This is a genomic window from Enterobacter cloacae complex sp. P13B, assembly GCF_014895915.1.
Taxonomy (GTDB): Bacteria; Pseudomonadota; Gammaproteobacteria; order Enterobacterales; family Enterobacteriaceae; genus Enterobacter; species Enterobacter bugandensis.
The window spans coordinates 208,277-233,901 of the sequence record NZ_JADBQN010000005.1 but is presented as its reverse complement, the minus strand read 5'-3'; the positions used below and the strand labels follow the sequence as shown (position 1 = coordinate 233,901).

General features: G+C 55.6%; 25 protein-coding genes. 17 read left to right on the top strand and 8 right to left on the bottom strand.

From position 1 onward, the window contains the following. Positions 1-15: 15 nt before the first annotated feature. Entirely contained in the window at positions 16-990 is a 975-nt protein-coding gene (hemB, locus tag IM273_RS03130) for a porphobilinogen synthase (RefSeq protein ID WP_028012112.1), read from the bottom strand. 446 nt (positions 991-1,436) lie between these two features. On the opposite strand from hemB, the gene IM273_RS03125 reads away from it, so the two are divergent. Together IM273_RS03125 and IM273_RS03120 are read left to right on the top strand one after the other, a co-directional pair. Further along, positions 1,437-4,211 carry an autotransporter outer membrane beta-barrel domain-containing protein gene (locus IM273_RS03125; RefSeq protein WP_193050726.1) on the top strand — a complete coding sequence of 925 codons (2,775 nt, stop codon included), beginning with the start codon at positions 1,437-1,439 and terminating at the stop codon, positions 4,209-4,211. Between the two features lie 89 nt (positions 4,212-4,300). Beyond that, positions 4,301-4,927 carry a helix-turn-helix domain-containing protein gene (locus IM273_RS03120; RefSeq protein ID WP_059357346.1) on the top strand — a complete coding sequence of 209 codons (627 nt, stop codon included), beginning with the start codon at positions 4,301-4,303 and terminating at the stop codon, positions 4,925-4,927. Positions 4,928-4,929: 2 nt separating this feature from the next. Here the strand turns inward: IM273_RS03120 and ampH are convergent, their stop codons facing one another. Further along, entirely contained in the window at positions 4,930-6,090 is a 1,161-nt protein-coding gene (gene ampH / locus IM273_RS03115) for a D-alanyl-D-alanine-carboxypeptidase/endopeptidase AmpH (RefSeq protein WP_041911111.1), read from the bottom strand. A gap of 204 nt (positions 6,091-6,294) precedes the next feature. On the opposite strand from ampH, the gene IM273_RS03110 reads away from it, so the two are divergent. The 3 genes from IM273_RS03110 to IM273_RS03100 all read left to right on the top strand — a co-directional run bounded on the left by IM273_RS03110 (position 6,295) and on the right by IM273_RS03100 (position 9,275). After that, positions 6,295-6,828 carry an isochorismatase family protein gene (locus IM273_RS03110; RefSeq protein WP_041911110.1) on the top strand — a complete coding sequence of 178 codons (534 nt, stop codon included), beginning with the start codon at positions 6,295-6,297 and terminating at the stop codon, positions 6,826-6,828. A gap of 114 nt (positions 6,829-6,942) precedes the next feature. Beyond that, entirely contained in the window at positions 6,943-8,163 is a 1,221-nt protein-coding gene (gene sbmA / locus IM273_RS03105; RefSeq protein ID WP_028012117.1) for a peptide antibiotic transporter SbmA, read from the top strand. A 14-nt stretch (positions 8,164-8,177) separates the two neighbouring features. After that, positions 8,178-9,275 carry a DUF1615 domain-containing protein gene (locus IM273_RS03100; protein WP_045259878.1) on the top strand — a complete coding sequence of 366 codons (1,098 nt, stop codon included), beginning with the start codon at positions 8,178-8,180 and terminating at the stop codon, positions 9,273-9,275. On the opposite strand, the gene IM273_RS03095 is transcribed toward IM273_RS03100, so the two are convergent. Continuing rightward, a complete protein-coding gene (locus IM273_RS03095) occupies positions 9,272-9,571 on the bottom strand; it encodes a DUF2755 family protein (protein ID WP_014882725.1) in 300 nt (99 codons plus the stop codon). The two genes, IM273_RS03100 and IM273_RS03095, sit on opposite strands and share 4 nt — an antisense overlap. 249 nt (positions 9,572-9,820) lie before the next feature. Here IM273_RS03095 and IM273_RS03090 point away from each other — a divergent pair, with 249 nt between their 5' ends. Then, positions 9,821-10,051, top strand: coding sequence for a DUF2754 domain-containing protein (locus IM273_RS03090; RefSeq protein WP_028012119.1), 231 nt, complete (start codon positions 9,821-9,823; stop codon positions 10,049-10,051). On the opposite strand, the gene ddlA is transcribed toward IM273_RS03090, so the two are convergent. Beyond that, on the bottom strand, positions 10,048-11,148 hold the full coding sequence (gene ddlA, locus IM273_RS03085) for a D-alanine--D-alanine ligase (RefSeq protein ID WP_193050724.1): 1,101 nt from the start codon (positions 11,146-11,148) through the stop codon (positions 10,048-10,050). The two genes, IM273_RS03090 and ddlA, sit on opposite strands and share 4 nt — an antisense overlap. Before the next feature lie 103 nt (positions 11,149-11,251). On the opposite strand from ddlA, the gene IM273_RS03080 reads away from it, so the two are divergent. The 5 genes from IM273_RS03080 to adrA all read left to right on the top strand — a co-directional run bounded on the left by IM273_RS03080 (position 11,252) and on the right by adrA (position 15,591). Further along, the gene (locus tag IM273_RS03080) at positions 11,252-11,935 is read left to right on the top strand and encodes an extensin family protein (RefSeq protein ID WP_126300310.1); all 684 of its coding nucleotides are present in this window, start codon (positions 11,252-11,254) and stop codon (positions 11,933-11,935) included. Positions 11,936-12,103: 168 nt separating this feature from the next. Continuing rightward, positions 12,104-13,318: a multidrug efflux MFS transporter gene (locus IM273_RS03075; RefSeq protein ID WP_028012122.1), complete on the top strand. Its 1,215-nt coding sequence runs from the start codon at positions 12,104-12,106 to the stop codon at positions 13,316-13,318. A 210-nt stretch (positions 13,319-13,528) separates the two neighbouring features. Beyond that, positions 13,529-13,789 carry an anti-adapter protein IraP gene (iraP, locus tag IM273_RS03070; RefSeq protein ID WP_028012123.1) on the top strand — a complete coding sequence of 87 codons (261 nt, stop codon included), beginning with the start codon at positions 13,529-13,531 and terminating at the stop codon, positions 13,787-13,789. Positions 13,790-14,064: 275 nt separating this feature from the next. Further along, complete coding sequence (psiF, locus tag IM273_RS03065) at positions 14,065-14,385, top strand: phosphate starvation-inducible protein PsiF (RefSeq protein ID WP_028012124.1); 321 nt, start codon at positions 14,065-14,067, stop codon at positions 14,383-14,385. A gap of 102 nt (positions 14,386-14,487) precedes the next feature. Further along, positions 14,488-15,591, top strand: a complete 1,104-nt coding sequence (gene adrA, locus IM273_RS03060) for a diguanylate cyclase AdrA (protein WP_126300311.1) — start codon at positions 14,488-14,490, stop codon at positions 15,589-15,591. A 14-nt stretch (positions 15,592-15,605) separates the two neighbouring features. Here adrA and proC read toward each other — a convergent pair whose 3' ends face one another. Beyond that, on the bottom strand, positions 15,606-16,415 hold the full coding sequence (gene proC / locus IM273_RS03055) for a pyrroline-5-carboxylate reductase (protein WP_041911103.1): 810 nt from the start codon (positions 16,413-16,415) through the stop codon (positions 15,606-15,608). Positions 16,416-16,512: 97 nt separating this feature from the next. On the opposite strand from proC, the gene IM273_RS03050 reads away from it, so the two are divergent. From IM273_RS03050 to ppnP, 5 genes are all read left to right on the top strand, one after another. Further along, positions 16,513-16,971 carry a YaiI/YqxD family protein gene (locus tag IM273_RS03050; protein ID WP_010428006.1) on the top strand — a complete coding sequence of 153 codons (459 nt, stop codon included), beginning with the start codon at positions 16,513-16,515 and terminating at the stop codon, positions 16,969-16,971. Between the two features lie 144 nt (positions 16,972-17,115). Beyond that, positions 17,116-17,640, top strand: a complete 525-nt coding sequence (aroL, locus tag IM273_RS03045) for a shikimate kinase AroL (protein WP_028012127.1) — start codon at positions 17,116-17,118, stop codon at positions 17,638-17,640. Positions 17,641-17,684: 44 nt separating this feature from the next. Continuing rightward, complete coding sequence (yaiA, locus tag IM273_RS03040; protein ID WP_003859135.1) at positions 17,685-17,876, top strand: protein YaiA; 192 nt, start codon at positions 17,685-17,687, stop codon at positions 17,874-17,876. 237 nt (positions 17,877-18,113) lie between these two features. Then, on the top strand, positions 18,114-18,791 hold the full coding sequence (locus IM273_RS03035) for an AroM family protein (RefSeq protein ID WP_028012129.1): 678 nt from the start codon (positions 18,114-18,116) through the stop codon (positions 18,789-18,791). Between the two features lie 71 nt (positions 18,792-18,862). Further along, on the top strand, positions 18,863-19,150 hold the full coding sequence (gene ppnP / locus IM273_RS03030; protein ID WP_008503270.1) for a pyrimidine/purine nucleoside phosphorylase: 288 nt from the start codon (positions 18,863-18,865) through the stop codon (positions 19,148-19,150). Between the two features lie 46 nt (positions 19,151-19,196). Here the strand turns inward: ppnP and rdgC are convergent, their stop codons facing one another. After that, positions 19,197-20,111: a recombination-associated protein RdgC gene (gene rdgC, locus IM273_RS03025; protein WP_014882739.1), complete on the bottom strand. Its 915-nt coding sequence runs from the start codon at positions 20,109-20,111 to the stop codon at positions 19,197-19,199. A 123-nt stretch (positions 20,112-20,234) separates the two neighbouring features. On the opposite strand from rdgC, the gene mak reads away from it, so the two are divergent. Beyond that, positions 20,235-21,140: a fructokinase gene (gene mak, locus IM273_RS03020; RefSeq protein ID WP_045259882.1), complete on the top strand. Its 906-nt coding sequence runs from the start codon at positions 20,235-20,237 to the stop codon at positions 21,138-21,140. Positions 21,141-21,220: 80 nt separating this feature from the next. Here mak and sbcC read toward each other — a convergent pair whose 3' ends face one another. Beyond that, entirely contained in the window at positions 21,221-24,352 is a 3,132-nt protein-coding gene (gene sbcC / locus IM273_RS03015) for an exonuclease subunit SbcC (RefSeq protein WP_193050720.1), read from the bottom strand. Continuing rightward, a complete protein-coding gene (gene sbcD, locus IM273_RS03010) occupies positions 24,349-25,554 on the bottom strand; it encodes an exonuclease subunit SbcD (protein ID WP_193050718.1) in 1,206 nt (401 codons plus the stop codon). The genes sbcC and sbcD overlap by 4 nt, the downstream gene beginning before the upstream one ends. Positions 25,555-25,625 lie beyond the last annotated feature (71 nt).

Sequence of the window (25,625 nt, the reverse complement as noted above, 5' to 3'; positions counted from 1 at the left end):
GCAGTTTGGTGAAGATTAGCGGAGGATTTTTTTCTCGGCCAGATCCAGCGCGAAGTAGCTGAAGATCAGATCCGCGCCCGCGCGTTTGATCGCGCCCAGGCTTTCGAGGATCACTTTCTCTTCGTCGATGGCACCGGCCAGCGCGGCGAATTTGATCATCGCGTATTCACCGCTCACCTGGTATGCCCCCAGCGGCAGTTCGGTGCGCTCGCGAATGTCGCGCAGAATATCGAGATAGGCGCCAGCAGGTTTCACCATCAGGCAGTCTGCGCCCTGGGCTTCATCAAGCAGGGATTCACGAATCGCTTCCCGGCGGTTCAGCGGGTTCATCTGGTAGGTCTTACGATCGCCCTTCAGCGCCGTACCCGCTGCTTCACGGAACGGACCGTAGAAGGAGGAGGCAAACTTGGTGGAGTAGGACATGATGGCGGTGTCGGTAAAGCCTGCCGCATCCAGCGCCTGACGGATAGCCTGAACCTGTCCGTCCATCGCCGCAGACGGCGCGATGAAGTCCGCACCCGCAGCGGCAGCCACGACCGCCTGCTTGCCGAGGTTCAGCAGGGTGGCATCGTTGTCCACGCCGTGATCGCACAGCACGCCGCAGTGCCCGTGGGAGGTGTATTCGCAGAAGCAGGTGTCGGACATGACCACCATTTCTGGCACGGTATCTTTGCAGATGCGGGACATGCGGGCCACGAGGCCATCCTCTTTCCATGCATCGCTGCCGGTGGCGTCGGTATGGTGGGAGATGCCGAAGGTCATCACCGAGCGGATCCCCGCGTTGGCAATGCGTTCAATCTCGCGGGCCAGATGCTTCTCAGGAATGCGCATCACGCCCGGCATGGCTTCGATGGCTTTGTAGTCATCAATCTCTTCTTCAACAAAAATCGGCAACACCAGATCGTTTAAGGTCAGTGTTGTCTCTTCAAACATAGCGCGCAGTGCGGGTGACTTACGCAGGCGGCGGGGACGTGCAATTAAATCGGTCATGGTATGCCTGATGTTTGTGGAACAAAGAAGGTTAGTGTACCTCAAAGTGAAGTGAGGTGTTTTACTAAAAGTGGGCATTTTGATACCGATTAATGCGGCCTGTCTATGATTGCCAGTGAAATATATATAATTAACTAATCCTGCGGAATGTCGGTTCGAATTATTGATGTTAATTCTATTACGAAGGGAATGTATAAATAAAAATGATCTGTTTATAAAACTTATATTACCTTTGCTTGTTTAGTTTATTTTGACTTTTTCTTTATAGTATTTATATTTAGCGCTCTTTTTCTCTCGTTTTACATCTGCTGATTGTCTGTATACGGACTTAAATGAATCATTCATTGAACCTTTTCTGAATGAAACTGCATAATTCACTCCGCAATTAAACATTGCTAATTGATTTACGGACAAACATGCTTACGTCCCTGAGGAGGGATGACCCAATGCAAACATGGAAAAAGAAACTGGTTGTATCTCAACTTGCATTAGCTTGTACGCTGGCTATCGCTTCTCAGGCTAATGCGAAAGATATTTCCGGTACGACATATAATACTTTTGGATATGATAATACCGCATCTACGCCGTGGTATTATGGCTACGCAGATTGGGATTACTCGGATGCCACCCATGATGGTGACATTTATCCGGTCATCAATAAATCAACCGTAAACGGTGTTATTTCGACTTACTATCTGGATGATGGGGTCAATGGCCGTACGAACGCGTTGAGTATTTCTAACAGCACCATTAACGGCATGATCACGTCAGAGTGTATGACCACGACGTGTGCAGATGGCGTGGATACTGACGGCACCAGTCATACCCAGTACGATCGTTTTAGCCTGACCGTTGATAACTCCACCATCAACGATGCCTACGAGCATTACGCGTATGATGTCGTCAATGGCGAGAATACTGAAACGCATTATCTGGACACCTATGGTCTGGGTAACGCAATTACCCTGGACGTTGAATCTGATATCGTTATTCAGAACAACTCCCACGTCGCGGGTATCACGCTGACGCAGGGTTATCAGGAACTGGATAACACACCATACGACGGCGTTGAAGGCGTTGCTAACAGCAGCAATGTCTTTACCGATACGCTGGTGGTGAAAGACTCCGTGCTGACCTCTGGTGCGTACAGCGATCTGGGCACCAACGGGTTCTACGGTCAAACGGCGAAGCCGAGCGACTACGGTGAAACCAACGCCTCGGCTGCGGATGATGCGGCGCTGATCGTTGCGGCCGGCGCGTCTGATAACGCCATGCAGACCACCGCTACCTTCGATCACTCTACCGTAACGGGTGACATTCTTTTCTCCAGCACCTTTGATAACAACTTCTACGAGAATGGCGATCCGGCAACGGATACCAATGAAGATGGTGTCTATAACCCAACCACCAACGGCTGGGACGGTACTGATACACTGGATGTTACGCTGACTAACGGCAGCAAGTGGGTCGGTGCAGCGCAGTCCAGCGTTGAAGCTATCGGCACTGCGCAGATGTATGGCCAGGGCTACAGCAACGTTGACTGGCATGCTCTGTCCCCGAACAGCATCTGGCCTGATTCTACCTTCGACAGCAACGGTCACGTTGCCGGTGAAGAGGTGTACCAAAGCGGCCTGTTCAATGTGGCGCTGGATAACGGTTCCGAGTGGGATACCCGCAAGGTCTCCAACATTGATGCGCTGACGGTGAACAACCAGTCTCAGGTCAATGTTGAAAACTCCGGCCTGCTGGCGGATTCAATCACCCTGACCAATGCTTCAACCATGAATATTGGCGACAGCGGAGCCGTGGCAACCGACAGCCTGTATCTGGACAGCTATAGCCGTGCGGCACTGACTGAAGAGACAGCAGAGCTGTATGCCAACACCATTACCGTAGACAACGGTGCCGAGCTGGCGCTGGGTCTGGGTCAGGTTGATACGCACAATATGGTACTGACCGATGGCGGCGTGCTCAACGTTGCCAGCCGCGATTATGTGCTGAACAGTGATCTGAACAACGCACGCTATATCACCAACGATCGCTACAACGCGGAGTATGACTACGGTGTTGTCGCGCTGAACTCCGACGGCCATCTGGCGGTGAACGGTGACGTTGCCGGTAACTACAAGGTGCGCATCGACGATGCAACCGGCGCTGGTTCAGTTGCCGACTACAAAAACAAAGAGATCATTCGCGTCTACGACAATAACGCGGATACTGCAGCCAGCTTTACTGCTGCAAACAAAGCCGATTTAGGTGCTTATACCTATCAGGCGCAGCAGGAGGGTGACACCGTTGTTCTCCAGCAGAAAGAGCTGACTGACTACGCCAACATGGCGCTGAGCATTCCTTCTGCTAATACCAACATCTGGAATCTGCAACAGGATACCGTGGGTACGCGTCTGACCAACAGCCGTCACGGCCTGGCAGACAACGGCGGAGCGTGGGTGAGCTATTTCGGCGGCAACTTTGACGCGGATAACGGCACCGTCAGCTACGATCAGGACGTAAGCGGCATTATGGTCGGTCTGGACACGCAGATTGACGGTAATAATGCGAAGTGGATCGTCGGTGGTGCAGCCGGTTTTGCGAAAGGCGATATCAGCGATCGTACGGGTCAGGTCGATCAGGACAGTCAGACGGCGATGATCTACGCATCGGCGAAGTTCATGAACGATCTCTTCCTGGACAGTTCCCTGAGCTACACGCGCTTCAACAACGAACTCTCAGCCACGATGAGCAACGGTCAGTATGTTGACGGTGATACAACCTCTGACGCTGTCGGCTTCGGGATGAAGCTGGGCTATGACTGGAAACCAAACCTCTCTGGCTATATCACCCCTTATGCGGCGATTTCCGGCCTGTTCCAGTCAGGCGACGACTACCAGCTGAGCAACGACATGCGTATCGATGGTCAGTCTTACGACAGCATGCGTTATGAACTTGGCCTGGATGCGGGTTATACCTTCAACTACGGCGGCGAACAGGCGCTGACCCCGTACTTCAAGCTGGCTTACGTCTATGACGATGCTGACAATAATGCTGATATCAACTCTGACAGCATTGATAACGGCGTCGAAGGCTCTGCGGTTCGCGTTGGGCTGGGCACCCAGTTCAGCTTCACCAAAAACTTCAGCGCTTACACCGATGCGACTTATCTGGGCGGCGGCGACGTTGACCAGAACTGGGGAGCAAACCTGGGTGTGAAATATACCTGGTAAATAGAAATCGCGGGGGATATTTTCCCCCGCTTTTTTATATGGTTTAAAAATAATAAAGAACCGACAGATACAGATGCTTTGAGGTATGCATGAACGTTAATGCGAAACCACTTTCTGAATTAAGCCGGCTCGCAAAATGTCTGGAAGTCGCCGGTACCCCCTTTAAGATCGAACCACAGCAATTAATAACAACCGGCAATAATGATGATGAGCCATTTACTTTTGTAATACAGTCTGGTCTTACCGCTATCCATCGTAAATCTGATGAACTTCTGATGGGCATTGCGCAGGCACCTTTTATCTATGGTTTGAATGCATGGATAAATGATAGTTATCTGGAATATTCCATGATGACACACACAACCTGTTCTGGGTTTTATTTACCGGCCTCTGCCACGCGTCAACTTATTCAGCAAAATCATCTCTGGCAGGATGCTTTCTGCTGGGTGTCATGGATTAACCATATTCTGGGCAAGCGTGACCTGCAGCTGGTGGGAAATAACTCTTATAGTCAGATCCGGGCGATGTTGATCAATATGGCCGAGTGGGATGACTCGCTGCGCTCAAAAATTGGCGTTATGAATCATATTCAGCGTAGCACACGTATTTCACGTTCGGTCGTTGCAGAAGTCCTGGCTGCGCTGCGTCAGGGGAACTACATCAATATGAGCCGGGGCAAGCTGGTCAGCATCAACCGCTTGCCCACGGAATATTAAGATCAGTTAGACGCAGTAAGCACCTGGGCTTTATTGGCGCTCAGTTCGGCCACCAGGTTATTGATGCCGTCACTCATATTAACGAAGCGCGTGTTCGGAGAACGGGTGACTACCACAAACGCGCCCACGTTGGACTGCGGAATCATTGCCATGTAGGTAATGAATCCGCCGCCGCCGCCGGTTTTCTGAATGATGCCCGGACGACCATTTTTCGGCGCCATATAGACCCAGCCCAGGCCGAGCGCATCGGCTTTACCCGGCACGTCCATCCCGATGACGCGATGCAGCTGAGTACGCTGATAGATAAGGGTCTGCATACGATCGGCCTGGCTGCTGCGGGAGTAAAAATCCGAAGAAAGGAACTGCTGCATCCAGCGCATCATGTCGCCAGGGGTGGAATAGACCCCGCCGCTGCCCACGGCCGCCAGCGTGTTGTTACAGGGGCTTGCGCCTTTCTCTGCCACCATCAGGCGTTTGCACTGGTCCGGGGAAGGGGTAAAGGTGGTGTCTTTCATGCCCAACGGACGCGTGATCTGCTCTTCAAAAAGCTGCGGGTAAGGTTTGCCCGCCGCCGTTGAAAGCGCATCCGCCAGCAGATCGAACGCCAGGTTCGAGTAAGAGGCCTGCGAGCCCGGGGCGGATTTCAGCGTGGCGGTGCTCAGGTAGTTCCAGCGCTGTTGGCGCGTTGGCCAGACAAAAACGTCGCGGTGCGCCGCGCCGCCCGGCTGCTCGCGCGGCAGAGCGCTGGTGTGCGTCGCGAGGTTCACCAGGCGAATTGGCGTGCCCTGATACGTCGGCACGCGGGCACCCGGCGGGGCGTATTTGCTGAGCGGATCGTCGAGCTTTACCACGCCCTGGTCGAGCAGCTTCACCAGCATTTCGCTGGTCATCAGCTTGGTTAAGGACGCGACGCGCACAACGGAATCCAGCTGCGGACGAACGTTATTACCTGGACGCGTTTCACCAAAGCTGCGGAAAACGCGCTGGTTGCCGTCGATGACCACCATTGCCATCCCGGTCGCGCCGCTGCCGTAATAGATAAGGTTCGCGTAGCGATCGGCAATATCGGAAGCCAAAACGGGCGCCGTCAGCGGCTGGGCTGCCTGGGCGGTGGAGAAGCTCACCGCACACAGCGCGGCAAAAGAGAGCAGACAACGTTTCAACGAAAAGCATCCATGAAGTGAATGAGGAAAGTAATGGGTATTTATACTACTAATCGGCACCGTGCAATGCCCCGAATAGCATAACCATAGCGAGAAAAACGTAACCATGGGTAAATATGAAGAATTTCCCTGCGAGCGCTCTCCCATTTTGTGACATCGGGCTTATGATAGGCACCAGTGTTACTCAATCTTGCGGAGAACGGTATGTCTGAAAAGCGTGTGGTAATGGTGGTTGATATGCAGAACGGGGTGTTTGAAACCCCGCGTCATCAGCGCGAGACGTGTGTCTCTCTGATCAACCAGCTTACGCAGGCTGCCGACACGGTGATTTTTATTCAGCATGCCGAGGCCGGGGGGCTGGAAGAGGGAAGTGACGGGTTTGCGTTGCTGCCTGAACTCCATCAACCTGCTGGCGCGCTGTACGTGACCAAAACCGCCTGCGATGCCTTCTATAACACCGGGCTTGAGGCGCTGTTACGCGAGCAGGGCATTCGCGAGTTTGTCATCTGCGGCTGCGCCACCGATTACTGCGTTGACGCCACGGTCAAGAATGGCGTCAGCCGGGGTTACCACATTACCGTGGCGGAAGATGCCCACACCACCGCCAACCGCCCGGCTGCTGAAGCACAGATCCTGATTCACCACCACAACGACGTCTGGCGAAACTTCATTGCGCCAGCGAACCCTGTCGCGGTGAAACGCACCGAAACAATTCTCGAAAACTGGAAAGCGAACTAATAATCAACCCACGGGTCTGACCTTTTTGCCCGAGCCGGGGTCCGGCTCGGGCAAGGTATTCGTGTGGTAATGTGTTGAGCACAGCAACAACCATAACAACAAGAAGGAAGTATCATGTTTAAGTCTTTTTTCCCAAAGCCGGGGCCTTTTTTCCTGTCGGCATTTATTTGGGCACTGATCGCAGTCGTGTTCTGGCTGGCGGGCGGCGGTGCATGGCTGACACGCATCGTGGGGGCGACAGGCGAGGTGCCGATTAGCGCGGCGCGCTTCTGGTCGTTCAGCTATCTGCTGTTTTATGCCTATTACGCGCTGTGCGTCGGGCTGTTTGCGCTGTTCTGGTTTAATTATTCCCCTCATCGCTGGCAGACGTGGTCCATTCTCGGAACGTCGCTGATTATTTTTGTCACCTGGTTTCTGGTCGAAGTGAGCGTAGCCATTAACGCGTGGTATGCCCCGTTCTACGATCTCATCCAGAAAGCGCTGAGCGCCCCTAACAGGGTGCCAATTGGCGAGCTTTATAATCAGTTAAAAATTTTTATGGGCATTGCGATGATCGCTGTCACCGTGGCGGTGCTGAATAATTTCTTCGTTAGCCATTACGTCTTCCGCTGGCGTACGGCGATGAACGAATTTTACATGACCCACTGGGAGCGTCTGCGCCATATTGAAGGTGCTGCTCAGCGTGTTCAGGAAGACACCATGCGTTTTGCGTCAACGCTTGAGGATATGGGCGTCAGCCTGCTTAATGCCATCCTGAAACTGTTTGCGTTCTTACCGATTCTGGTCGCCCTTTCTCCCCATATTTCAGCATTGCCGATTGTCGGACATTTACCGTACGGCCTGCTCATCCCGGCGCTGATTTGGTCGCTTATGGGCACAGGCCTGCTTGCCGTCGTCGGGATTAAGCTGCCGGGCTTAGAGTTTAAGAATCAGCGTGTGGAAGCGGCCTATCGTAAGGAACTGGTCTACGGAGAGGACGACCCAACGCGCGCTGCGCCCCCGACGATAAAAGAGCTGTTCCGCAACGTCCGTTTCAACTATTTCCGGCTCTATTTCCACTACATGTATTTCAATATTGCCCGTATTTTCTATCTGCAGGTCGATACTGTTTTTGGACTATTCCTGTTGTTCCCGTCTATTGTTGCGGGAACAATCACGCTGGGCTTACTGACCCAGATTACCAACGTGTTCGATCAGGTCAGAAACTCGTTCCAGTATCTGATCAACTCCTGGACCACGCTGGTGGAGCTGATGTCCATCTACAAACGTCTGCGCAGCTTTGAACATGAGCTGGACGATCGGGACCTGCAGGAAGTCACCAACACATTTAGCTAATACAGGGAGTTGCTATGTCTTTTGCCGTACCGCGTGCGTTACCGCTGTCCTTGCTGGCTGCCCTCGTTCTGGCGGGCTGTGCCGAAAAAGGGGCTGCTCCGCTTAAAAAGGGCGAGAAGCCCGTGGATGTCGCAAGCGTTGTGCGGCAAAAAATGCCCGCCAGCGTGAAGGATCGCAATGCGTGGGCGGATGCGCTGGCAAAAACCTTTGAAAGCCAGAAGATTGCCCCAACCGAGGAGAATATCTGCTCGGTGCTGGCGGTGGCGCAGCAGGAGTCGATGTACCAGTCAGACCCGGTGGTGCCGGGTCTTAACAAAATTGCCTGGAAAGAGATCGACCGCCGCGCGGAATCGATGCATATCCCGGTATTCCTCGTGCATACCGCGCTGAAAATCACTTCGCCAAACGGCAAAAGCTACAGCGAGCGGCTGGACACGGTGAAAACCGAAAAACAGCTCAGCGCCATCTTTGATGATTTCATTAACATGGTGCCGATGGGGCAGAAACTGTTTGGCTCACTGAACCCGGTTCACACCGGCGGCCCGATGCAGGTGAGCATTGCGTTTGCCGAGAAGCATACCGACGGCTACCCGTGGGAAATTGACGGTACGGTGCGTCAGGAGGTCTTCTCCCTGCGCGGCGGGCTATGGTTCGGCACGTATCATCTGCTGAACTATCCGGCGAACTACAGCGAGCCCTTGTACCGCTTCGCAGACTTTAACGCGGGCTGGTATGCCAGCCGTAACGCGGCGTTTCAGAGCGCGGTTAGCCGCGCAAGCGGCGTCAAGCTGGCGCTGGACGGCGATCTTATCGCCTACGGCAGCAGCGAGGCGGGAAGCACCGAGCGGGCGATCCGGAAATTATCGACAACGCTTGATATGAGCAACAGCGACATTCGCCGTCAGCTTGAGAAAGGCGACAGCCTGGCATTTGAGAAAACGGATCTCTACAAGAAAGTGTTTGCGCTTGCCGATAAGAAGAGTGGGAAGACGTTGCCGAGGGCAATTCTGCCGGGGATTCAGCTGGAAAGCCCGAAGATCACGCGTAACCTGACCACCGCATGGTTCGCAAAACGCGTGGACGATCGCCGGGCTCGCTGTATGGGGCTTTAATGGCGACGACGAAAGCGCAGGACGAGCGCGACAACGCCTAAAATCATACACCCCGCGAGGAAGGGAACGAGGCCAAACAGCGTGCTCACGCCAAACCCGATTTCAACCCGCGGGCGTCCGTTATCCTGCACCTGCATCAGGTGTTCATAAACGCCCGGCGCGTGCACCAGCATATTAAGCAGCTGGGAGCCAGCCCAGAAGCAGAACAGGACAAACAGGGCATACGCGATATTACCCGCCGTGGAGGTTTTTGGTTTGCCGCCAAAAATCGGTTTCGACAATGTAAAGTCAGCCATGTTGACCTCCCGAAATATCACTCTGTTTTAATACGCGTCTTACGGGGTGAGTTTGACAGGTCATCGCATTTGTCAATATCAGAATCGTAGTAATTTTCGCTCAGGATTTCTCCTGGATTGTTGATTTCTGCTGCATGTCACAATTTGTTAACTTAAATGAAACTGCACCGCATTTCAGAATTTCCGCATCTGCCACAGACCTGGCGGTGAAACTGTGAGAGGATGTCTTTTTTTCCTGCCGGAGTTGTTATGAAGCTCACGTCCAAACTTCGCCGTGACTGGCACTACTACGCCTTTGCAATCGGGCTGATCTTTATTCTTAACGGCGTCGTGGGGCTGTTGGGATTTGAAGCAAAAGGCTGGCAAACCTATGCCGTGGGCCTGGTGACCTGGGTTATCAGTTTCTGGCTGGCAGGGCTGATAATCCGCCGCCGTCCGGAAGAGACGACAGCGGAGGAGACGGCTAAGGGTGCCGATTAGCCGTTAACGGAACTTTTCAGGGCGCTGTCGGCTGCATGACGCTCCAGCGCCAGCTCGATCAGGCGGGTGATCAGCTCAGAGTAGCCAAGCCCGCTGGCCTGCCACAGTTTAGGATACATGCTGATATTGGTGAAACCCGGCAGCGTGTTGATTTCATTGATCACCACCTCGTTCTCCGGCGTCAGGAACACGTCCACGCGCGCCATGCCGCTGCAGCCGAGCGTCTGATAGGCCTTAATGGCGATCGCCCGGATCTTATCGTTGATGGCCGGATCGATATCCGCAGGAACAACAACCTGGGCGCCTTTATCATCAATATATTTGGTGTCGTACGAGTAGAAGTCGCTGTTTAAGACCACTTCACCGCAGGTGCTGGCCTGTGGGAAATCGTTGCCCAGCACCGCGCACTCAATTTCGCGGCCTTTGATCCCCTGCTCAACCACCACTTTATGGTCGAACTCAAACGCCAGACGGACGGCTTGCGTGAACTCTGCTTCGGTGGTGACTTTGCTGACGCCCACGGAGGAGCCCTGGTTGGCTGGCTTCACAAACAGCGGCAGACCCAGTTCAGCGCTAATTTGCGCGAAGCTGTGCTTGTCGCGGTTGGCGCGGGTGAGCGTCACGAACGGCGCGATATTCAGCCCGGCATCGCGCAGCAGGCGTTTGGTGACGTCTTTGTCCATGCAGGCGGCGGAGCCCAGCACATCCGAGCCCACGAACGGCAGGTTGGCCATGCGTAACATTCCCTGCAGGGAACCGTCTTCGCCGAGGGTGCCGTGCACGATGGGGAAGACCACGTCGATCTGGGCGAGAGCCTGCGCGTTGCCGGCGTCGATGAGCTGACCCTTCACGACGCCGGGTACGGTGGCGACGCTAATTTCCGAAGGATTAAGGGCGATGTGTGCCGGATCGTTGGAATTCAGCAGATACTGGCTGGCATCGTTAACATGCCACTGGCCCTGTTTATCAATGCCCAACAGCACCACGTCGAAACGGCTTTTATCGATCGCATCGACGATATTTTTAGCCGATTGCAATGACACCTCGTGCTCCGCTGATTTTCCCCCAAAGACAATACCTACGCGCTGCTTTGCCATCTCACTCTCTTCCAGTCTGACGAAAAGCCAATAACATACCACGATGCCCTGCGGGTTTCGCGGCCTTCTGCCATAATGTTTTGGGGAACAGTGAGGGGGGAGAGTGAAAGGAAAAACGCTGCTGACCATTTTCATCCTTGGGGCAATCGCAACGGCGGGCTATCGCTGGCTGCCGTCTTACTACAACCCTTTCACGCCGCTGAACCTGGACGACCCGCCTGGCCGCATTACCCAGTATAAGCTGCGGCACTTAACGCCCGAAGCCTGCGCGAGCCTGTTAGCGCAGGCTAATCAAACAAACCTGATCCGCACCCAGGCGGTAGCTGACAGCGGCGGGGAATGCCCGCTGAACAACGTCGTGCGCGTGCGTAACTTTGGCCCGGTGAGCCTGAACGGCAGTTTTCTTGCCAGCTGTCCGCTGGCGCTCAGCTCAGCCCTGTTTGTCAGCCAGCAGGCCCGGCCCCTGACTAAACGCTTTACCGGCAGTGAACTGACGCGCATTGAGCACCTCGGCAGCTTTGCCTGCCGCAATATCTACCACCGGCCCGATGCGCGGCGCAGCGAGCATGCCACGGCAGAGGCGCTGGATATCGCCGCTTTTCGGCTGGCGAACGGAGAGCGCGTTACGGTACTTAACGGCTGGAAATCGGCAAAAACGCAGCCCTGGCTGAAGGCTCTGCTGGCGGCAAGCTGCGGTTACTACGGAAACGGTCTTGGGCCGGAATATAACGCGGCGCACGCCAGCCATTTTCATCTGGGAATGCGCGGCTTTGGTCTCTGCCGCTGAAGCATAATCTTCCGCCAGAAAATGGATGAATTGTGACTTATTTCACAAATATGATGACTGGGAAGATAAAACACCAAAGTCAGCGAGGCCGCATCTCTGGTGCGACGTTAAGACGCGTAACTTGCTAATCTGACGGCGAATTCGCCTAAAAATGAAGACTATTTCTGTATGGAATCCTGGAAAGTTAATCTCATCTCGGTCTGGTTCGGCTGCTTCTTCACCGGGCTTGCCATCAGCCAGATCCTGCCGTTCCTGCCGCTGTACGTGTCACAGCTGGGGGTCAGCTCCCACGAAGCGCTGTCCATGTGGTCCGGGCTGACGTTCAGCGTCACGTTTCTGGTCTCCGCCATTGTGTCACCGATGTGGGGCAGCCTGGCGGATCGGAAAGGGCGCAAGCTGATGCTGCTGCGCGCCTCCCTCGGGATGGCGATTGCTATTCTGCTCCAGGCCTTCGCCACCAACGTCTGGCAGCTGTTTTTCCTGCGGGCGGTGATGGGGCTGACGTCTGGGTATATTCCCAACGCCATGGCGCTGGTTGCCTCTCAGGTGCCGCGCGAGCGCAGCGGCTGGGCGCTGAGTACGCTCTCCACTGCCCAGATCAGCGGCGTTATCGGCGGCCCGCTGCTGGGAGGCTTTTTGGCTGACCATGTCGGTCTGCGCGCGGTATTCATCATCACCGCAATCCTGCTGGTGATCAGCTTTCTGGTTACGCTCTTTCTTATCAAAGAGGGGGGCCGCCCCGTTATCAGTAAATCTGAGCGCCTGAGCGGCAAGGCCGTCTTCGCCTCGCTGCCATACCCGGGACTTGTGATTAGCCTGTTTGTCACCACCATGGTGATCCAGCTCTGCAACGGTTCGGTCGGCCCGATTCTGGCGCTGTTTATCAAGTCGATGGAGCCGGACAGCAACAATATCGCCTTTCTCAGCGGCATGATTGCCGCCGTGCCGGGCGTCTCCGCGCTGATCTCTGCCCCGCGTCTGGGAAAACTGGGCGACAGGATCGGCACGGCTCGCATCCTGATGGCGACGCTGATATTTGCGGTGGTGCTCTTTTTCGCCATGTCGTTTGTTACCTCTCCGCTTCAGCTGGGCGTGCTGCGGTTTTTACTCGGCTTTGCGGATGGCGCTATGTTGCCCGCCGTACAGACATTGCTGGTCAAATATTCCAGCGACCAGGTCACGGGGCGTATTTTTGGCTATAACCAGTCGTTTATGTATTTAGGCAACGTCGCCGGTCCGCTTATTGGTGCGTCCGTTTCTGCAATGGCGGGTTTTCGCTGGGTATTTGCCGCGACGGCGATTGTCGTTTTAATCAATATTATCCAGCTGGCTATTGCCCTGCGTCGCCGCAGGCAATTAGCGGAGGCGAAATCAGCGAAATAATCTTTTCGCAGATGTATTATATATTCTTATGGTAGCCGCATTTTTATATAACAAAATGCGGCGTTTTTTTATAGGAAAACGTTTCGCTGAAAAGATCGCTGCGCTAATTTGGCGGCAATGTCACTTTTGCATAAGATAATACTTTTCTCCGCTTTGCATATTTCATTCCTGGTGTTAATTTCAGGGGAAATCCCATAAGGAAATAGCACGATGAAAAATCTCATTGCTGAGTTGCTGGTTAAGCTTGCACAAAAGGAAGAGGAGTCGAAAGAGCTGGTCGCCCAGGTCGAAGCGCTGGAAATAGTTGTCACCGCGCTGCTGCGGCAGATGGCAACATCGGATCAGCAGGCGTTAATTGAAAGCATTGAAGGAGCGCTGGATAAGGCGCGGCCCGATACGCAGGTTCCGCCAGAAGATGCCGAGTTGCTGCAGCAATACGTAAAGAAGCTGTTGAGGCATCCGCGCAGTTAAGCCGTTACTGACATGTCATAGGATTGTCATGCAGGATGCCTGGAGTCGCTCTGTTTTATTTTTGTATTTGTACATGAAGAAAATAAATTGAAACAGAGCGCGCTTTTTAGCGCGTTACATTCCCTGTTAATTACCCCTGCCAGTTATGCTGATACCGTCAATTCCTGCGCGCTGGAACTGAAATGATAAATTCCCGGCCGAAATCACATCTGCCGGGTGGTTTTTTTCCTGTCACGAACCAGACTTACAGGGAATGTTCACAAAAGGATGGTGCAATGAAAACAACATTACTGGTTACTCTGCTCTCCGGCCTGTTCCTGATCTCCTCGGCGAACGCGGAAGAAAAAACATTAACGCCGCAACAGCAACGCATGACCATCTGTAATCAACAGGCGACGTCCCAGAGTCTGAAGGGGGATGCACGTAAAACCTACATGAGCGACTGCCTGAAAAACGGCGCCGCGAAACCCGGCGAAAAAAGCCTGACGCCGCAGCAGCAAAAAATGCGCGAGTGTAATGCGAAAGCAACCGAACAGTCCCTCAAGGGCGACGATCGCAGCAAGTTCATGAGTGCCTGCCTGAAGAAAAAAGTGTAGTTCTAACGGGTGAGCGGCTCCGGCGGCTCACCCGAAATTTCATACTTTCCCCGCAGACCCCCTCTCTATAATTTGGGAAAATGTTTCAGAATATTCCCAAAAATGATGAATGATGACATTTATTACTACAAAAAGCGCATTCGGGAAGAGTGGAGTTTAACCCTTTCTCAGGATGACCCTCACCGTACCGGCATCCAGTTTGCCAGGCGAGCCCGGCTGGCGCGCGTTGTCGGGCTGGCGGCGATGTTTGTCCCGGTGGCGGAAATTCTGGTCAGCCATTTTTTACCCGGCGGCTGGTGGTTGTTGCTGGTGGGGTGGGCATTCATCTGGCCGCACTTTGCCTGGCAGTTATCCTGCCGTGCCGCTTCACCTCATCAGCAGGAAATTTTTAACCTCAAGATGGATGCCGTTATCGCCGGGGTCTGGATCGGCGTGATGGGGATATATGTATTACCCACTGCGGCGCTGGTGATGATGGTGGGGATGAACATGATGGGCTCTGGCGGCTGCCGTCTTTTTATCGCGGGGATCGTGCTCACCCTGCTTACTGCGCTGCTTACGTTACCGCTTGCTGGCAGAGCGCAGCCCTTTAATCCGGGGGCGCTGGAGTGGGGCTTAACGCTTCCTGTCCTTATGCTTTATCCCATGCTGTTTGCCTGGCTTAGCCATCGAATGGCCGTCAGGCTGGCGGAACATAAGCGGCGGCTGGAAATGATGAGCACCCGTGACGGTATGACCGGGGTGTTTAACCGCCGACATTGGGAAATGCTGCTGCGCAATGAATTTGAGCGCTGTCGCCGGAGCCACTGCACCGCCACGATATTGCTGATTGATATCGACCACTTTAAAAACATCAACGATACCTGGGGGCACGACGCAGGCGACAAGGCCATCGTGGCCATTACCCGCCAGCTTCAGATGTCGGTACGGTCAGGCGATGCGATAGGCCGGTTTGGCGGGGATGAGTTCGCGGTGATTATGTCCCAGACGGCCGCTGAAAGCGCCATCGCCGTCATGTCGCGGGTTCACGCGCGGCTGGAAACGCTGTCGTTACCATGTGCGCCGAAGGAGCCTCTGCGCATCAGCGTGGGCGTGGCCCCCTGGGGGCCGCAGTTTGTCCACTATCGGGAATGGTTGAAGGCGGCAGATGTGGCGCTGTATAAGGCGAAAAATGCCGGGCGCGGCCGCACCGAAGTGGCCGCCTGACGCCCGGCCAGACATCAGGATTTACTCAGCTTCTCTGACTTTTCCATGCATTTTGCCATCGCTTCGATAACCGCAGAACGGAACCCGCGTTCTTCCAGCACCCGCACCGCTTCGATGGTGGTACCGGCCGGGGAGCAGACCATATCCTTCAGTTCACCCGGGTGTTTACCGGTCTCCAGCACCATTTTGGCGGAGCCCATCACTGCCTGCGCGGCGAATTTATACGCCTGCGCGCGCGGCATCCCGCCGAGCACGGCGGCGTCCGCCATCGCTTCTAAAAACATGAAAACGTACGCGGGGGCTGAACCGCTCACGCCGACCACCGGATGGATCATGGATTCCGCAATCACTTCCGCCTCGCCGAAGCAGCGGAAAATGTTCAGCACGTCCGCCACCTCTTCTGAAGTCACCAGCGCGTTAGGGGTGACGGAGGTCATACCGGCGTTGACCAGTGAGGGGGTATTCGGCATCGCGCGGACGATTTTACGATCGTGGCCCAGCGCGCGCGCCAGCTGATCGAGCGTCACGCCTGCGGCAATCGACACGACCAGCGTCTCTTTATTCAGGCTGGAGGTGATGTCGCTTAACACTTTGATCATGATGTTCGGCTTAACGGCACCAAAGACGATATCGGCAACCTGGGCCACCTCCTGCGCGCTTTCGGCGGCGTTGATCCCGTATTGATCGCGCAATGCGGCGACGTTATCCGGTGACGGGGTATAAACCCAAATCTGACCCGGCAGAACCTGCCCGCTGGCGATCAGGCCGCCCAGGATGGCTTTGCCCATGTTACCGCAGCCGATAAACCCGATTTTCTTGTCCATCATGATTCTCCGTCATTATGCGTTGTTTTCTCTGATTGATAGCTTAACAACGAAATGCAGGCGACAATAGTCGGCAGAGTCATTATGGGGAGACAACATGGCGATTTGGGTTGATGCGGACGCGTGTCCGAATGTGATTAAAGAGATTTTATTCCGCGCCGCCGAGCGCGTGCAGATGCCGCTGACGCTGGTGGCGAACCAGAATATTCGCGTCCCGCCTTCGCGGTTCATTCGCTCCCTCCGCGTGCCGGCCGGGTTCGACGTGGCAGATAATGAAATTGTTCGTCTGTGCAGCGCGGAAGATCTGGTCATCACCGCCGATATTCCGCTGGCGGCGGAAGTGCTGGAGAAAGGGGCGGCGGCGCTCAATCCGCGCGGCGAGCGTTATTCGCCTTCAACCATTCGGGAAAAACTCACTATGCGTGATTTTATGGATACGATGCGGGCCAGCGGCGTGCAGACCGGTGGACCGGACAGCCTGTCCCAGCGCGATCGCCAGCAGTTTGCTGCTGAACTGGATAAATGGCTGCTGGAAGTGAAGCGCCGTACGGCGTAATGATAATTATTGTCAATATGTGGTACAGTGTGGCCTCCACAGGGTTGTCATCCCGTACCGCTTTGCAGTAAAGTATTCGACACATCTTCTGCAATTATTTCTTTACACTCTTCAGCCATTCGGCATCAAGGGGAACACCTGGCTATGACCCAACCCATCTTTTTAGTTGGCCCCCGCGGCTGTGGGAAAACCACCGTTGGCGTGGAACTGGCACGCGCGTGTCATCGTCAGTTTGTTGATACCGACCACTGGCTGCAGACCGAGGCCGGCAAAACCATCGCAGACATCGTGGAGCAAGAGGGATGGGAAAGCTTTCGCGCCCGCGAAACGGCCGCGCTGAAAGCGGTAACCACGCCGTCAGCCGTCATTGCGACGGGAGGCGGTATTGTTCTGGCCGAATGTAATCGTCACTTTATGCGCGAAAAAGGCATTGTGATCTATCTCTGCGCGCCGGTGGCGGCTCTGGTAGGGCGACTTGAAGCATTTCCTGAAGAGGGACAACGCCCGGCGCTGACGTCACGACCACTCAGCGAAGAGGTGAGCGAAGTGCTGGCCGAGCGTGATGCCCTCTACCGTGAAGCGGCACACCATGTCGTGGATGCCTCTGCGGCCCCGGAAGATGTGGTAATTCAGATTATTACCGCCCTGCGTCTGGCGTGTGCCAGCTAACCGCCGTCTATACTGATAGCTCAGACATAAAAAAAGGATGAGCTATGCCAACCAGACCTCCCTATCCGCGCGAAGCACGTATTGTTACCGTTGAAAAAGGCAATGGCGACCAGACCGTCACTTGGTACCAGCTGCGTGCCGATCACCCCAAACCGGACTCGCTGATCAGTGAACATGAGACTGAACAGGAAGCGCTGGATGCCAAACGGCGCTACGAAGATCCCGAAAAGTCGTGAATGTTTTCCTAAACGCTCCAATACCGTGCCTGAATCACACTTTTTACTCATCGCAAATGTTAAGCAGGAGTTAATATTTAGTTATTACAGGTAGCTCCGTTATCGGCAGGCGATCTTTACATTTCAGGGCTGAGATCGCCTGCTACGCTTGGTGCTGTTTTGTTGAAAAAACGAACTGTACAGCGTAGAGAGCCTGTACCTGTGGATACGTTTTTGTAGTGATGGAAGGCGAAGAAGATGAAGGCAACGTTGGCGATCCTCACCATTGGTGTGGTCCCTGTAAGCGAAGTGTTACCGCTCTTAACCGAGCATGTATCTGAACAACAGATCACGCATCTCAGCCTGCTGGGTAAGATGAGCCGGGAAGAGGTCATGGAAGACTACGCTGTAGAGGCGGGGGAGGATCCCCTGGCGACGTTATTAAGCGACGGTAAACTGGCGCATGTTTCTCGGCAGAAAATTGAGCGTTCGCTGCAGGCAGTAATAGAAGTACTCGATAATCAGCAATATGACGTTATTTTGCTGATGAGCACCGCCCCCATTAAGGGGCTCATCGCGCGCAATGCGATTTTGCTTGAGCCGATGCGCATTATTCCTCCGCTGGTAGCCTCCATTGTTGACGGGCATCAGGTGGGGGTCATTGTGCCCATCGAGGAGCTTATGGACAACCAGGAAGCAAAGTGGCACGTGCTCGAAAAAACGCCCCTGTATGCGCTGGCAAACCCCTTCTGGGACAGCGAGGCTAAACTCATTGCTGCCGGGAAGGAGCTGCTGGAGAGAGGGGCGGATGTATTGATTCTGGACTGTCTTGGTTTTCACCAGCATCACCGGGATTTACTGCAAAAGGCGCTGGACGTGCCGGTGCTGTTATCCAACGTTCTGATGGCTCGCCTGGCTTCAGAACTTCTGACGTAATGATTTTGCGTGACAGGTGATGAGCATGGCCCCTATAGTGAATTTTTATCTCTGAATATAAGGGCCAGTTCATGCTTCAAAGTAACGAATACTTTTCCGGTAAAGTGAAATCCATCGGTTTTACCAGCAGCAGCACTGGCCGCGCCAGTGTGGGCGTTATGGCTGAAGGGGAATACACCTTTGGCACGGCGGAAGCGGAAGAGATGACGGTGGTCAGCGGCGCGCTGAACGTCTTACTGCCGGGTGAAACGGAATGGAAAGTTTACGCTGCCGGGCAAGTTTTCAACGTCCCTGGCCACAGCGAATTTCATTTGCAGGTCGCTGAACCGACCTCTTATCTGTGCCGCTACCTGAAATAATCTTCTTTCCTCTCCCCTTTGGGGAGAGGATCAGGGTGAGGGGAAATTATCTCTGCGCTTCGCCGCCGAGACCTTCCACCAGATTCTGAATTAACGCGGCCAGTTCGCCGGTCATCAGGATAAAGTCCGCGTCAAAGCGCTGGGCGTAATCTTCCCGGTCGATATCTTCGTTTTGATCGCGCAGCTCGTCGCAGAACTTCAGACGCTTCACGGAACCGTCGTCGCACATCACGAACTGAATGCGCTGCTGCCAGTCGAGCGCCAGTTTGGTGACCACTTTGCCCGCTTCAATGTGTACGGCGATCTCGTCGCTCACCAGATCCTGCTTTTTCGCGCGGATCACGCCGCCATCTTCCAGCAGGGCTTTCAGCTCGGCTTCGTCCAGAATCTGGAAACCTTGCGCCGCGGTACCGCTGCGGACCCACTCGGTCAGGGTCAGCTCAATCGGCGTTTCCAGCGCCAGCGGTACGACCGGTAAAGAGCCGATGCTTTTACGCAGCAGGGCCAGCGTATCTTCCGCTTTTTTGGCGCTGGCGCAGTCCACCATGATCAGCCCGTTAACGGTATCGATCCACATCATCGTCTGGCTGAAGCGGCTGAAGGCGCGCGGCAGCAGAGAGTGCAGCACTTCATCCTTCAGCGAATCTTTTTCGGTTTTTTTCAGCTTGCGGCCCTGCTCGGCTTCCAGCTTGAAAATTTTTGCTTCAAGCGCCTGCTTAACCACCGGCGTGGGCAGAATTTTCTCTTCTTTGCGGGCGCAGACGATGATTTGACCCGTGCTGCTGGCGTGGGTCAGTGCATCGCTTTGCGAACCCATTGGCGGAACCCAACCGGTTTTCGCCATATCCTGGCTACCGCAAGGGGAAAAGCTATAAGCGGCTAACTGTTTTTCCATCTCTTCTGCGCGCAGCGAAACGTCGCGGCTGAGACGGTAAACCATCAAATTTTTGAACCACAGCATGATAATTTCCACGGCCTTGTCGTTAAATCAGCGGGCATGATAACGAATTGTCGCATCGCTTGCATTGCTAATCGGGAAGCGTGCTTCTACTCTGTTGATAATCAAAATAATGAGGAGAGTCTTGTGCGTATTGGGATTGATTTGGGCGGCACCAAAACAGAAGTCATCGCATTAAGCGAGCAGGGGGAACAGCTGTTCCGCCACCGTCTGCCGACGCCGCGCGATGATTATCACCAGACGATCGAGACGATTGCCCGGCTGGTTGATATGGCCGAGCAGGCGACGGGCGAGAGGGGCACGGTCGGGATGGGGATCCCCGGCTCCATTTCGCCTTATACGGGTGTGGTGAAAAATGCCAACTCCACCTGGCTCAACGGTCAGCCGTTTGATAAAGATTTGAGCCAGCGTCTGAACCGGGAAGTGCGTCTGGCGAATGACGCTAACTGCCTGGCGGTCTCTGAGGCCGTTGATGGTGCAGCCGCAGGAGCGCAGACCGTGTTTGCGGTGATTATCGGTACCGGCTGCGGCGCGGGCGTGGCCTTTGGTGGACGTTCACATATCGGCGGCAACGGCACGGCGGGTGAGTGGGGGCACAACCCGCTGCCGTGGATGGATGAAGATGAACTCAAATACCGCGCCGAGGTACCGTGCTACTGCGGCAAGCAGGGCTGTATCGAGACGTTTATCTCCGGCACCGGTTTTGCAACCGACTACCACCGCCTGAGCGGCCAGCCGCTCAAGGGGAACGAGATTATGCGTTTGGTGGAAGAACAGGATCCGGTGGCCGAACTGGCGCTCAGCCGCTACGAAATGCGTCTGGCGAAATCGCTGGCGCACGTAGTGAACATTCTCGATCCGGACGTGATTGTGCTCGGCGGTGGCATGAGCAACGTTGACCGGCTGTACGCCACGGTACCAAATCTGGTGAAACAGTGGGTCTTCGGCGGCGAGTGCGAAACCCCGATCCGCAAAGCCGTCCACGGCGACTCCAGCGGCGTGCGCGGCGCGGCGTGGTTATGGCCGGAGTAAACGCAAAACGGCAACTTGCGTTGCCGTTTTTGATGTTTAGAGGGCCAGGGAGAGGGCACCAGACCGAATCGACCCAACACTCACCCCACCGCAAACTCCCTGTCCAGCCTGCTATACCCCAGTCCGTTGATCTTCTTCACCTTGATCTGCACCGGAATGCGCTCTTTCATCGCCTCGACGTGGCTAATCACCCCGATGGTTTTCCCGGTGGCGTTCAGCGCGTCGAGCGCATCCAGCGCGGTATCCAGCGTTTCACTGTCGAGCGTGCCGAATCCCTCATCCAGGAACAGGGAATCAATCCGCGTTTTGTGACTGACCAGGTCAGAAAGCGCTAACGCCAGCGCAAGGCTGACCAGGAAGCTCTCGCCGCCGGAGAGCGTGCGCGTATCGCGCACCGCATCGGCCTGCCAGGTGTCGACCACTTCCAGCTCCAGCGCCTCGCTGGCCTTACGCTGTAGGAGATAACGGCCGTGCAGGCGGTTAAGCTGCTGGTTTGCGAGCCAGACCAGGTTATCCAGCGTCAGCCCCTGAGCGAACTTGCGGAATTTGTCGCCGGAGCTGGAGCCGATCAGCGCGTTGAGATAGCCCCAGTCGTCGGCCTGGCGCGCGGCCTCTTCAATTTGCAGCATTAACGCCTGCTGATGCTGGCGGTTATCGCTGTCCTGCTTAAGCTGCTGGCGGATCTCGCCCTGATGCGTGGTGTTCTCACGAAGCCGTTGCGCCAGCTGCTGCAGCTGGCTTTGCAGGGTAGACGCATCCGCGTCAAGTTCTTCCGGGCGCAGCGCAAGGTGCGCCTGCAGCTGCTGATTAGCCTGGCCGGAAAGGGCCGCGGCCTGCTGTATCTGGTTTTCAAGCGACTGTTTCAGCTGTTCGAGGCGGCGAACAGCATCGTCATCCAGCAGCGCGGCAAGGAACGCATCCCGATCGGCAAAACAGCTTACTAAGAGCGCCGCGGTGAACTGCGTCTGCGATTGCTGCAGGCGCTCGCGCTCCAGCGCCTCCTGCTGCTGCAGGGCGGCGAGCTGGCTTTGCAGCGACACGCATTCATTATGGATGTCGCGCCAGTCATCAGGAATGGCCGGCTCAGCCTCTTCGCCGTGTGTTGCCGGAAGCGTGTCGAGCAGCGGCTTCAGCGCGCTCACGCGTTCCTGAAGCACGCCGTGCTGCGTTTGCTTCTCCTGCCAGTGGGCAAATTCCGCTTCGCGGGCGTGCAGCCAGTCGGCTTCATTGCCCTCTTCGGGAACGCTAAGCGAGAGCGCGAGAAGGGTATGTTCCAGCGCCTGGCGCGTTGCCGTGCGCTGCTGCTGATACTGGCGTTCCTGCGCCTCCTGCTCGTTCAGCTGGTTTTGCAGGTTCAGACGCTGGCTGAGCTGGTAAAGCTGGTGCTCGTAGTGTTCCTGCTCGTGCAGCCATGGCGCGATATCCTCCTGAATATTCAATGCGATATTCAAAGACGCGCACGCCTCCAGCCACGCTTTAGTAAGTGCTTGCTCTTCCTGAGAAAGCGTCTGCGCTTCGTCTGTCTCACGCTGGATCTGTTGAGCCAGAGCATTAACCTGTCCCAGCACCAGCAGGCCTTCCTCTTTAAGCGCGGCGACCTCTTTTTCGAGTGCATCACGGCGACGCTGGTTATCCGTCAGCTCAAGCGACCGGTAGGTCTCCACGGCAGGATGCTCGTGGGAGCCGCACAGCGGGCAGGGTTTGCCTGCCTCAAGCCGTGAGCGATAGCTTTCCAGATTTTTAATCGTCGCTTCACGTTCGCAAAGGGCTTTCAGGTCCAGATAGTGCTGGTGTTTCTCTTTGTACTGCTGGCGGCGCAGCGCCAGGGTTTCATTGAGCTTTCTCTGCTCCGCCTGGGCTTTCTGCACGCTTTCACCGTTCTGGCTAAGGCGCTTTTGCAGCGGCTGATAGCGGGCATGCAGCGACGTCAGCTGCTGGCGCAGCGTGCGGGACCGGGACTGCTGCTCCATGGCCGCGCTGACCTCATCCGCCGTCAGCGTCAGCGTATTTTCCGGCATCTCAGCCAGCTTCTGACGTAGCTCAGTCATCCGCGCAGCAAGCGCGACGAGCTGACTTTTGTCACGGTTTAGCTGTGAGAACTGGGCGCGCCAGCCGGCAATTTCCTGGCCCAGCAGGCGATAACGCTCATTCTCCGTCAGCCACTGCGCCAGCGCCGACAGTTCGGCCTGTAGCCGCTCATGGGTACGCAGGGCGGTATTGCGGATCCGCGCGCGCAGTGCGGTTTTGGTCTGTAAGCGAGTATTTACTTCGTTAATTCGCTGCTGGGTTTGCGTCAGACGTGCGGTTTGCTCCTGCTGATGCTCCCAGAGCGGACGAAGCTGGGCGGCGGGCTGGGCAAGCTGGAGTTTTGCCAGTTCCGGCGCCGCGTTCGCCTGCGCCTGTTGCGCCTGCTGCTGCAGGGCGGCAACGCGCTGCTGCTCCCGCACGAGCTCGTCATGACGCGTAAGCCACTGAAAATCTCTCTGTTGGCTTTGCTGCTGGGCCAGCAGGGTTTTCTCTTCGTCAGTAAGTGCCTGCAAACTTTGCTGCAACTGCTGCTGTTGTTCTTCGCTGAGCAGCACGACACCCGCCGCCTGCGCCTCGCATTTTTCCAGCACGCTGCGGGCGGCTTTGTGTTTCTCAAACACCATCGCGGAAATCTGGCCGTAGATTTCGGTGCCGGTGAGTTCTTCCAGCAGTTCTGCGCGGTCGGCAGGTTTGGCATTCAGGAAGGCGGCAAATTGCCCCTGCGAGAGCAGCATTGAGCGGGTAAAACGGCCGTAGTCCAGCCCGGTGAGCGCCGCGGTTTGCTCCAGTTTATCCGACACCTTATCGGCCAGAATCTTGCCATCCTCGCAGCGGGCCAGCTCCACGCGCGGTGCCTGCAAGTTCCCGTCCGGCTGGTTGCGCGCCCGGTTCTGGCTCCAGAAGGCGCGATAGGCAACGCCTTTCACCTCAAATTCCACTTCCGCCAGGCACTCGGCGGTATCGCGCGTCATCAGATCGTTTTGCGCCTGAGAGACCTTATTCAGGCGCGGGGTTTCGTGGTAGAGCGCCAGGCAGATGGCATCGAGCAGGGTGGTTTTACCCGCGCCGGTTGCGCCAGTGATGGCAAACAGACCGTTGCTGGCAAAAGGCTCCGCAGTGAAGTCAATTTTCCACTCGCCCTTGAGGGAGTTGAGATTTTTCAGGCGCAGGCTCAGAATTTTCATGCGTTTTCTTCCTCGTCATTGAGGGCGTGCAGAGTATGGCTGAACAGCTCGTTGAGCCTGACGCGCTTTGCATCATCGATCTCTTCCTGCGACAGTCGGCGCTCGAACACCTCTTCTACGCGCAGTTCGCTAAGCGTTTCGCGCTGGGCGCCGAGCAGAATTTTCTCGCGCTGCTCGCGGCTGCGGCGCACCAGCAGCACCTCAACCGGCAACTCTTCGGTCAGCGCCTGAATTTTCCGCTGCATATCGTGCAGGTAGTCATCGGTGGTGATTTCAATATCCAGCCAGACGGGCGGGTTAAGCTCAGCGCCGCGCCACTGCTCAAGCTGGGCGGTGATGGCAGCCAGATCGCCCTTCAGCACCGCCAGCGGCTGGGTGACCGGCACTTCCAGCGTCTCGACGGCGTTGAGTTTGCCCTCATCAAAGCTCACCAGATGCACGGATTTGGCTTTTCCGGTTTCATCGAAGCTGAGCGAAATAGGGGAGCCACAGTAGCGGATATGCTCGCAGCCGCCGATGACCTGGGCGCGGTGAATGTGCCCGAGCGCGATGTAGTCCGCGGGCGGGAAGTTTTGCGCCGGAAAGGCGTCCAGCGTACCGATATAGATCTCGCGGACTGCGTCACTTTTGCTGGCCCCGACGGTAGTGAGGTGCCCGGTGGCAATGACCGGAATGGCCTGTTCACCGCGCAGGGCACAGGCTTCCGCGTGCTGCTGGTGATAATAGTCGGTGATGGCCTGCAATAAATGCTGCTGCTTTTCCGCTCCCGACAGTCCCGCCTGGCTTTGCACGATGTCGCGCGGACGTAAAAAGGGAATCGGGCACAGTACCGCGCCCGGCGACCCGTCGCGTTTTTTCAGGATCTGCGGCGCGTGCCCGGCGCTGGCGACCACGGTGGTATTGAGAAACGCCAGGATATCGCGGGATTCATTGAGCGTGGCGACGGAGTCATGGTTACCGGCGACAATCACCAGATGACAGCCGGTCTGCTGCAGGTTGACCACGAAGCGGTTATACAGTTCACGCGCATAGCTCGGCGGCGAACCGGTATCAAAAATGTCACCCGCCACAATAATGGCATCCACCTCGTGCGCCTGGGCCGTTTCCAGAAGCCAGTTTAGGAACGCTTCATGTTCAGCCGCACGGCTTTTGCTGTAAAAATTTTGACCCAGATGCCAGTCCGAGGTGTGAAGTATGCGCATAGGAGATCCGTGGCGAAAAACGATGCGGGCGATTATAAACTGTCAGTGTGAGGAAAATAACCGCTGTAATA

Bases quoted from the DNA above. Each gene is read 5' to 3' on its own strand.
- hemB (WP_028012112.1), bottom strand. From the start codon at position 990: ATGACCGATTTAATTGCACGTCCCCGCCGCCTGCGTAAGTCACCCGCA.
- IM273_RS03125 (WP_193050726.1), top strand. From the start codon at position 1,437: ATGCAAACATGGAAAAAGAAACTGGTTGTATCTCAACTTGCATTAGCT.
- IM273_RS03120 (WP_059357346.1), top strand. From the start codon at position 4,301: ATGAACGTTAATGCGAAACCACTTTCTGAATTAAGCCGGCTCGCAAAA.
- IM273_RS03110 (WP_041911110.1), top strand. From the start codon at position 6,295: ATGTCTGAAAAGCGTGTGGTAATGGTGGTTGATATGCAGAACGGGGTG.
- sbmA (WP_028012117.1), top strand. From the start codon at position 6,943: ATGTTTAAGTCTTTTTTCCCAAAGCCGGGGCCTTTTTTCCTGTCGGCA.
- IM273_RS03100 (WP_045259878.1), top strand. From the start codon at position 8,178: ATGTCTTTTGCCGTACCGCGTGCGTTACCGCTGTCCTTGCTGGCTGCC.
- IM273_RS03095 (WP_014882725.1), bottom strand. From the start codon at position 9,571: ATGGCTGACTTTACATTGTCGAAACCGATTTTTGGCGGCAAACCAAAA.
- IM273_RS03090 (WP_028012119.1), top strand. From the start codon at position 9,821: ATGAAGCTCACGTCCAAACTTCGCCGTGACTGGCACTACTACGCCTTT.
- ddlA (WP_193050724.1), bottom strand. From the start codon at position 11,148: ATGGCAAAGCAGCGCGTAGGTATTGTCTTTGGGGGAAAATCAGCGGAG.
- IM273_RS03075 (WP_028012122.1), top strand. From the start codon at position 12,104: ATGGAATCCTGGAAAGTTAATCTCATCTCGGTCTGGTTCGGCTGCTTC.
- iraP (WP_028012123.1), top strand. From the start codon at position 13,529: ATGAAAAATCTCATTGCTGAGTTGCTGGTTAAGCTTGCACAAAAGGAA.
- psiF (WP_028012124.1), top strand. From the start codon at position 14,065: ATGAAAACAACATTACTGGTTACTCTGCTCTCCGGCCTGTTCCTGATC.
- adrA (WP_126300311.1), top strand. From the start codon at position 14,488: ATGATGAATGATGACATTTATTACTACAAAAAGCGCATTCGGGAAGAG.
- proC (WP_041911103.1), bottom strand. From the start codon at position 16,415: ATGGACAAGAAAATCGGGTTTATCGGCTGCGGTAACATGGGCAAAGCC.
- IM273_RS03050 (WP_010428006.1), top strand. From the start codon at position 16,513: ATGGCGATTTGGGTTGATGCGGACGCGTGTCCGAATGTGATTAAAGAG.
- aroL (WP_028012127.1), top strand. From the start codon at position 17,116: ATGACCCAACCCATCTTTTTAGTTGGCCCCCGCGGCTGTGGGAAAACC.
- yaiA (WP_003859135.1), top strand. From the start codon at position 17,685: ATGCCAACCAGACCTCCCTATCCGCGCGAAGCACGTATTGTTACCGTT.
- IM273_RS03035 (WP_028012129.1), top strand. From the start codon at position 18,114: ATGAAGGCAACGTTGGCGATCCTCACCATTGGTGTGGTCCCTGTAAGC.
- ppnP (WP_008503270.1), top strand. From the start codon at position 18,863: ATGCTTCAAAGTAACGAATACTTTTCCGGTAAAGTGAAATCCATCGGT.
- rdgC (WP_014882739.1), bottom strand. From the start codon at position 20,111: ATGCTGTGGTTCAAAAATTTGATGGTTTACCGTCTCAGCCGCGACGTT.
- sbcC (WP_193050720.1), bottom strand. From the start codon at position 24,352: ATGAAAATTCTGAGCCTGCGCCTGAAAAATCTCAACTCCCTCAAGGGC.
- sbcD (WP_193050718.1), bottom strand. From the start codon at position 25,554: ATGCGCATACTTCACACCTCGGACTGGCATCTGGGTCAAAATTTTTAC.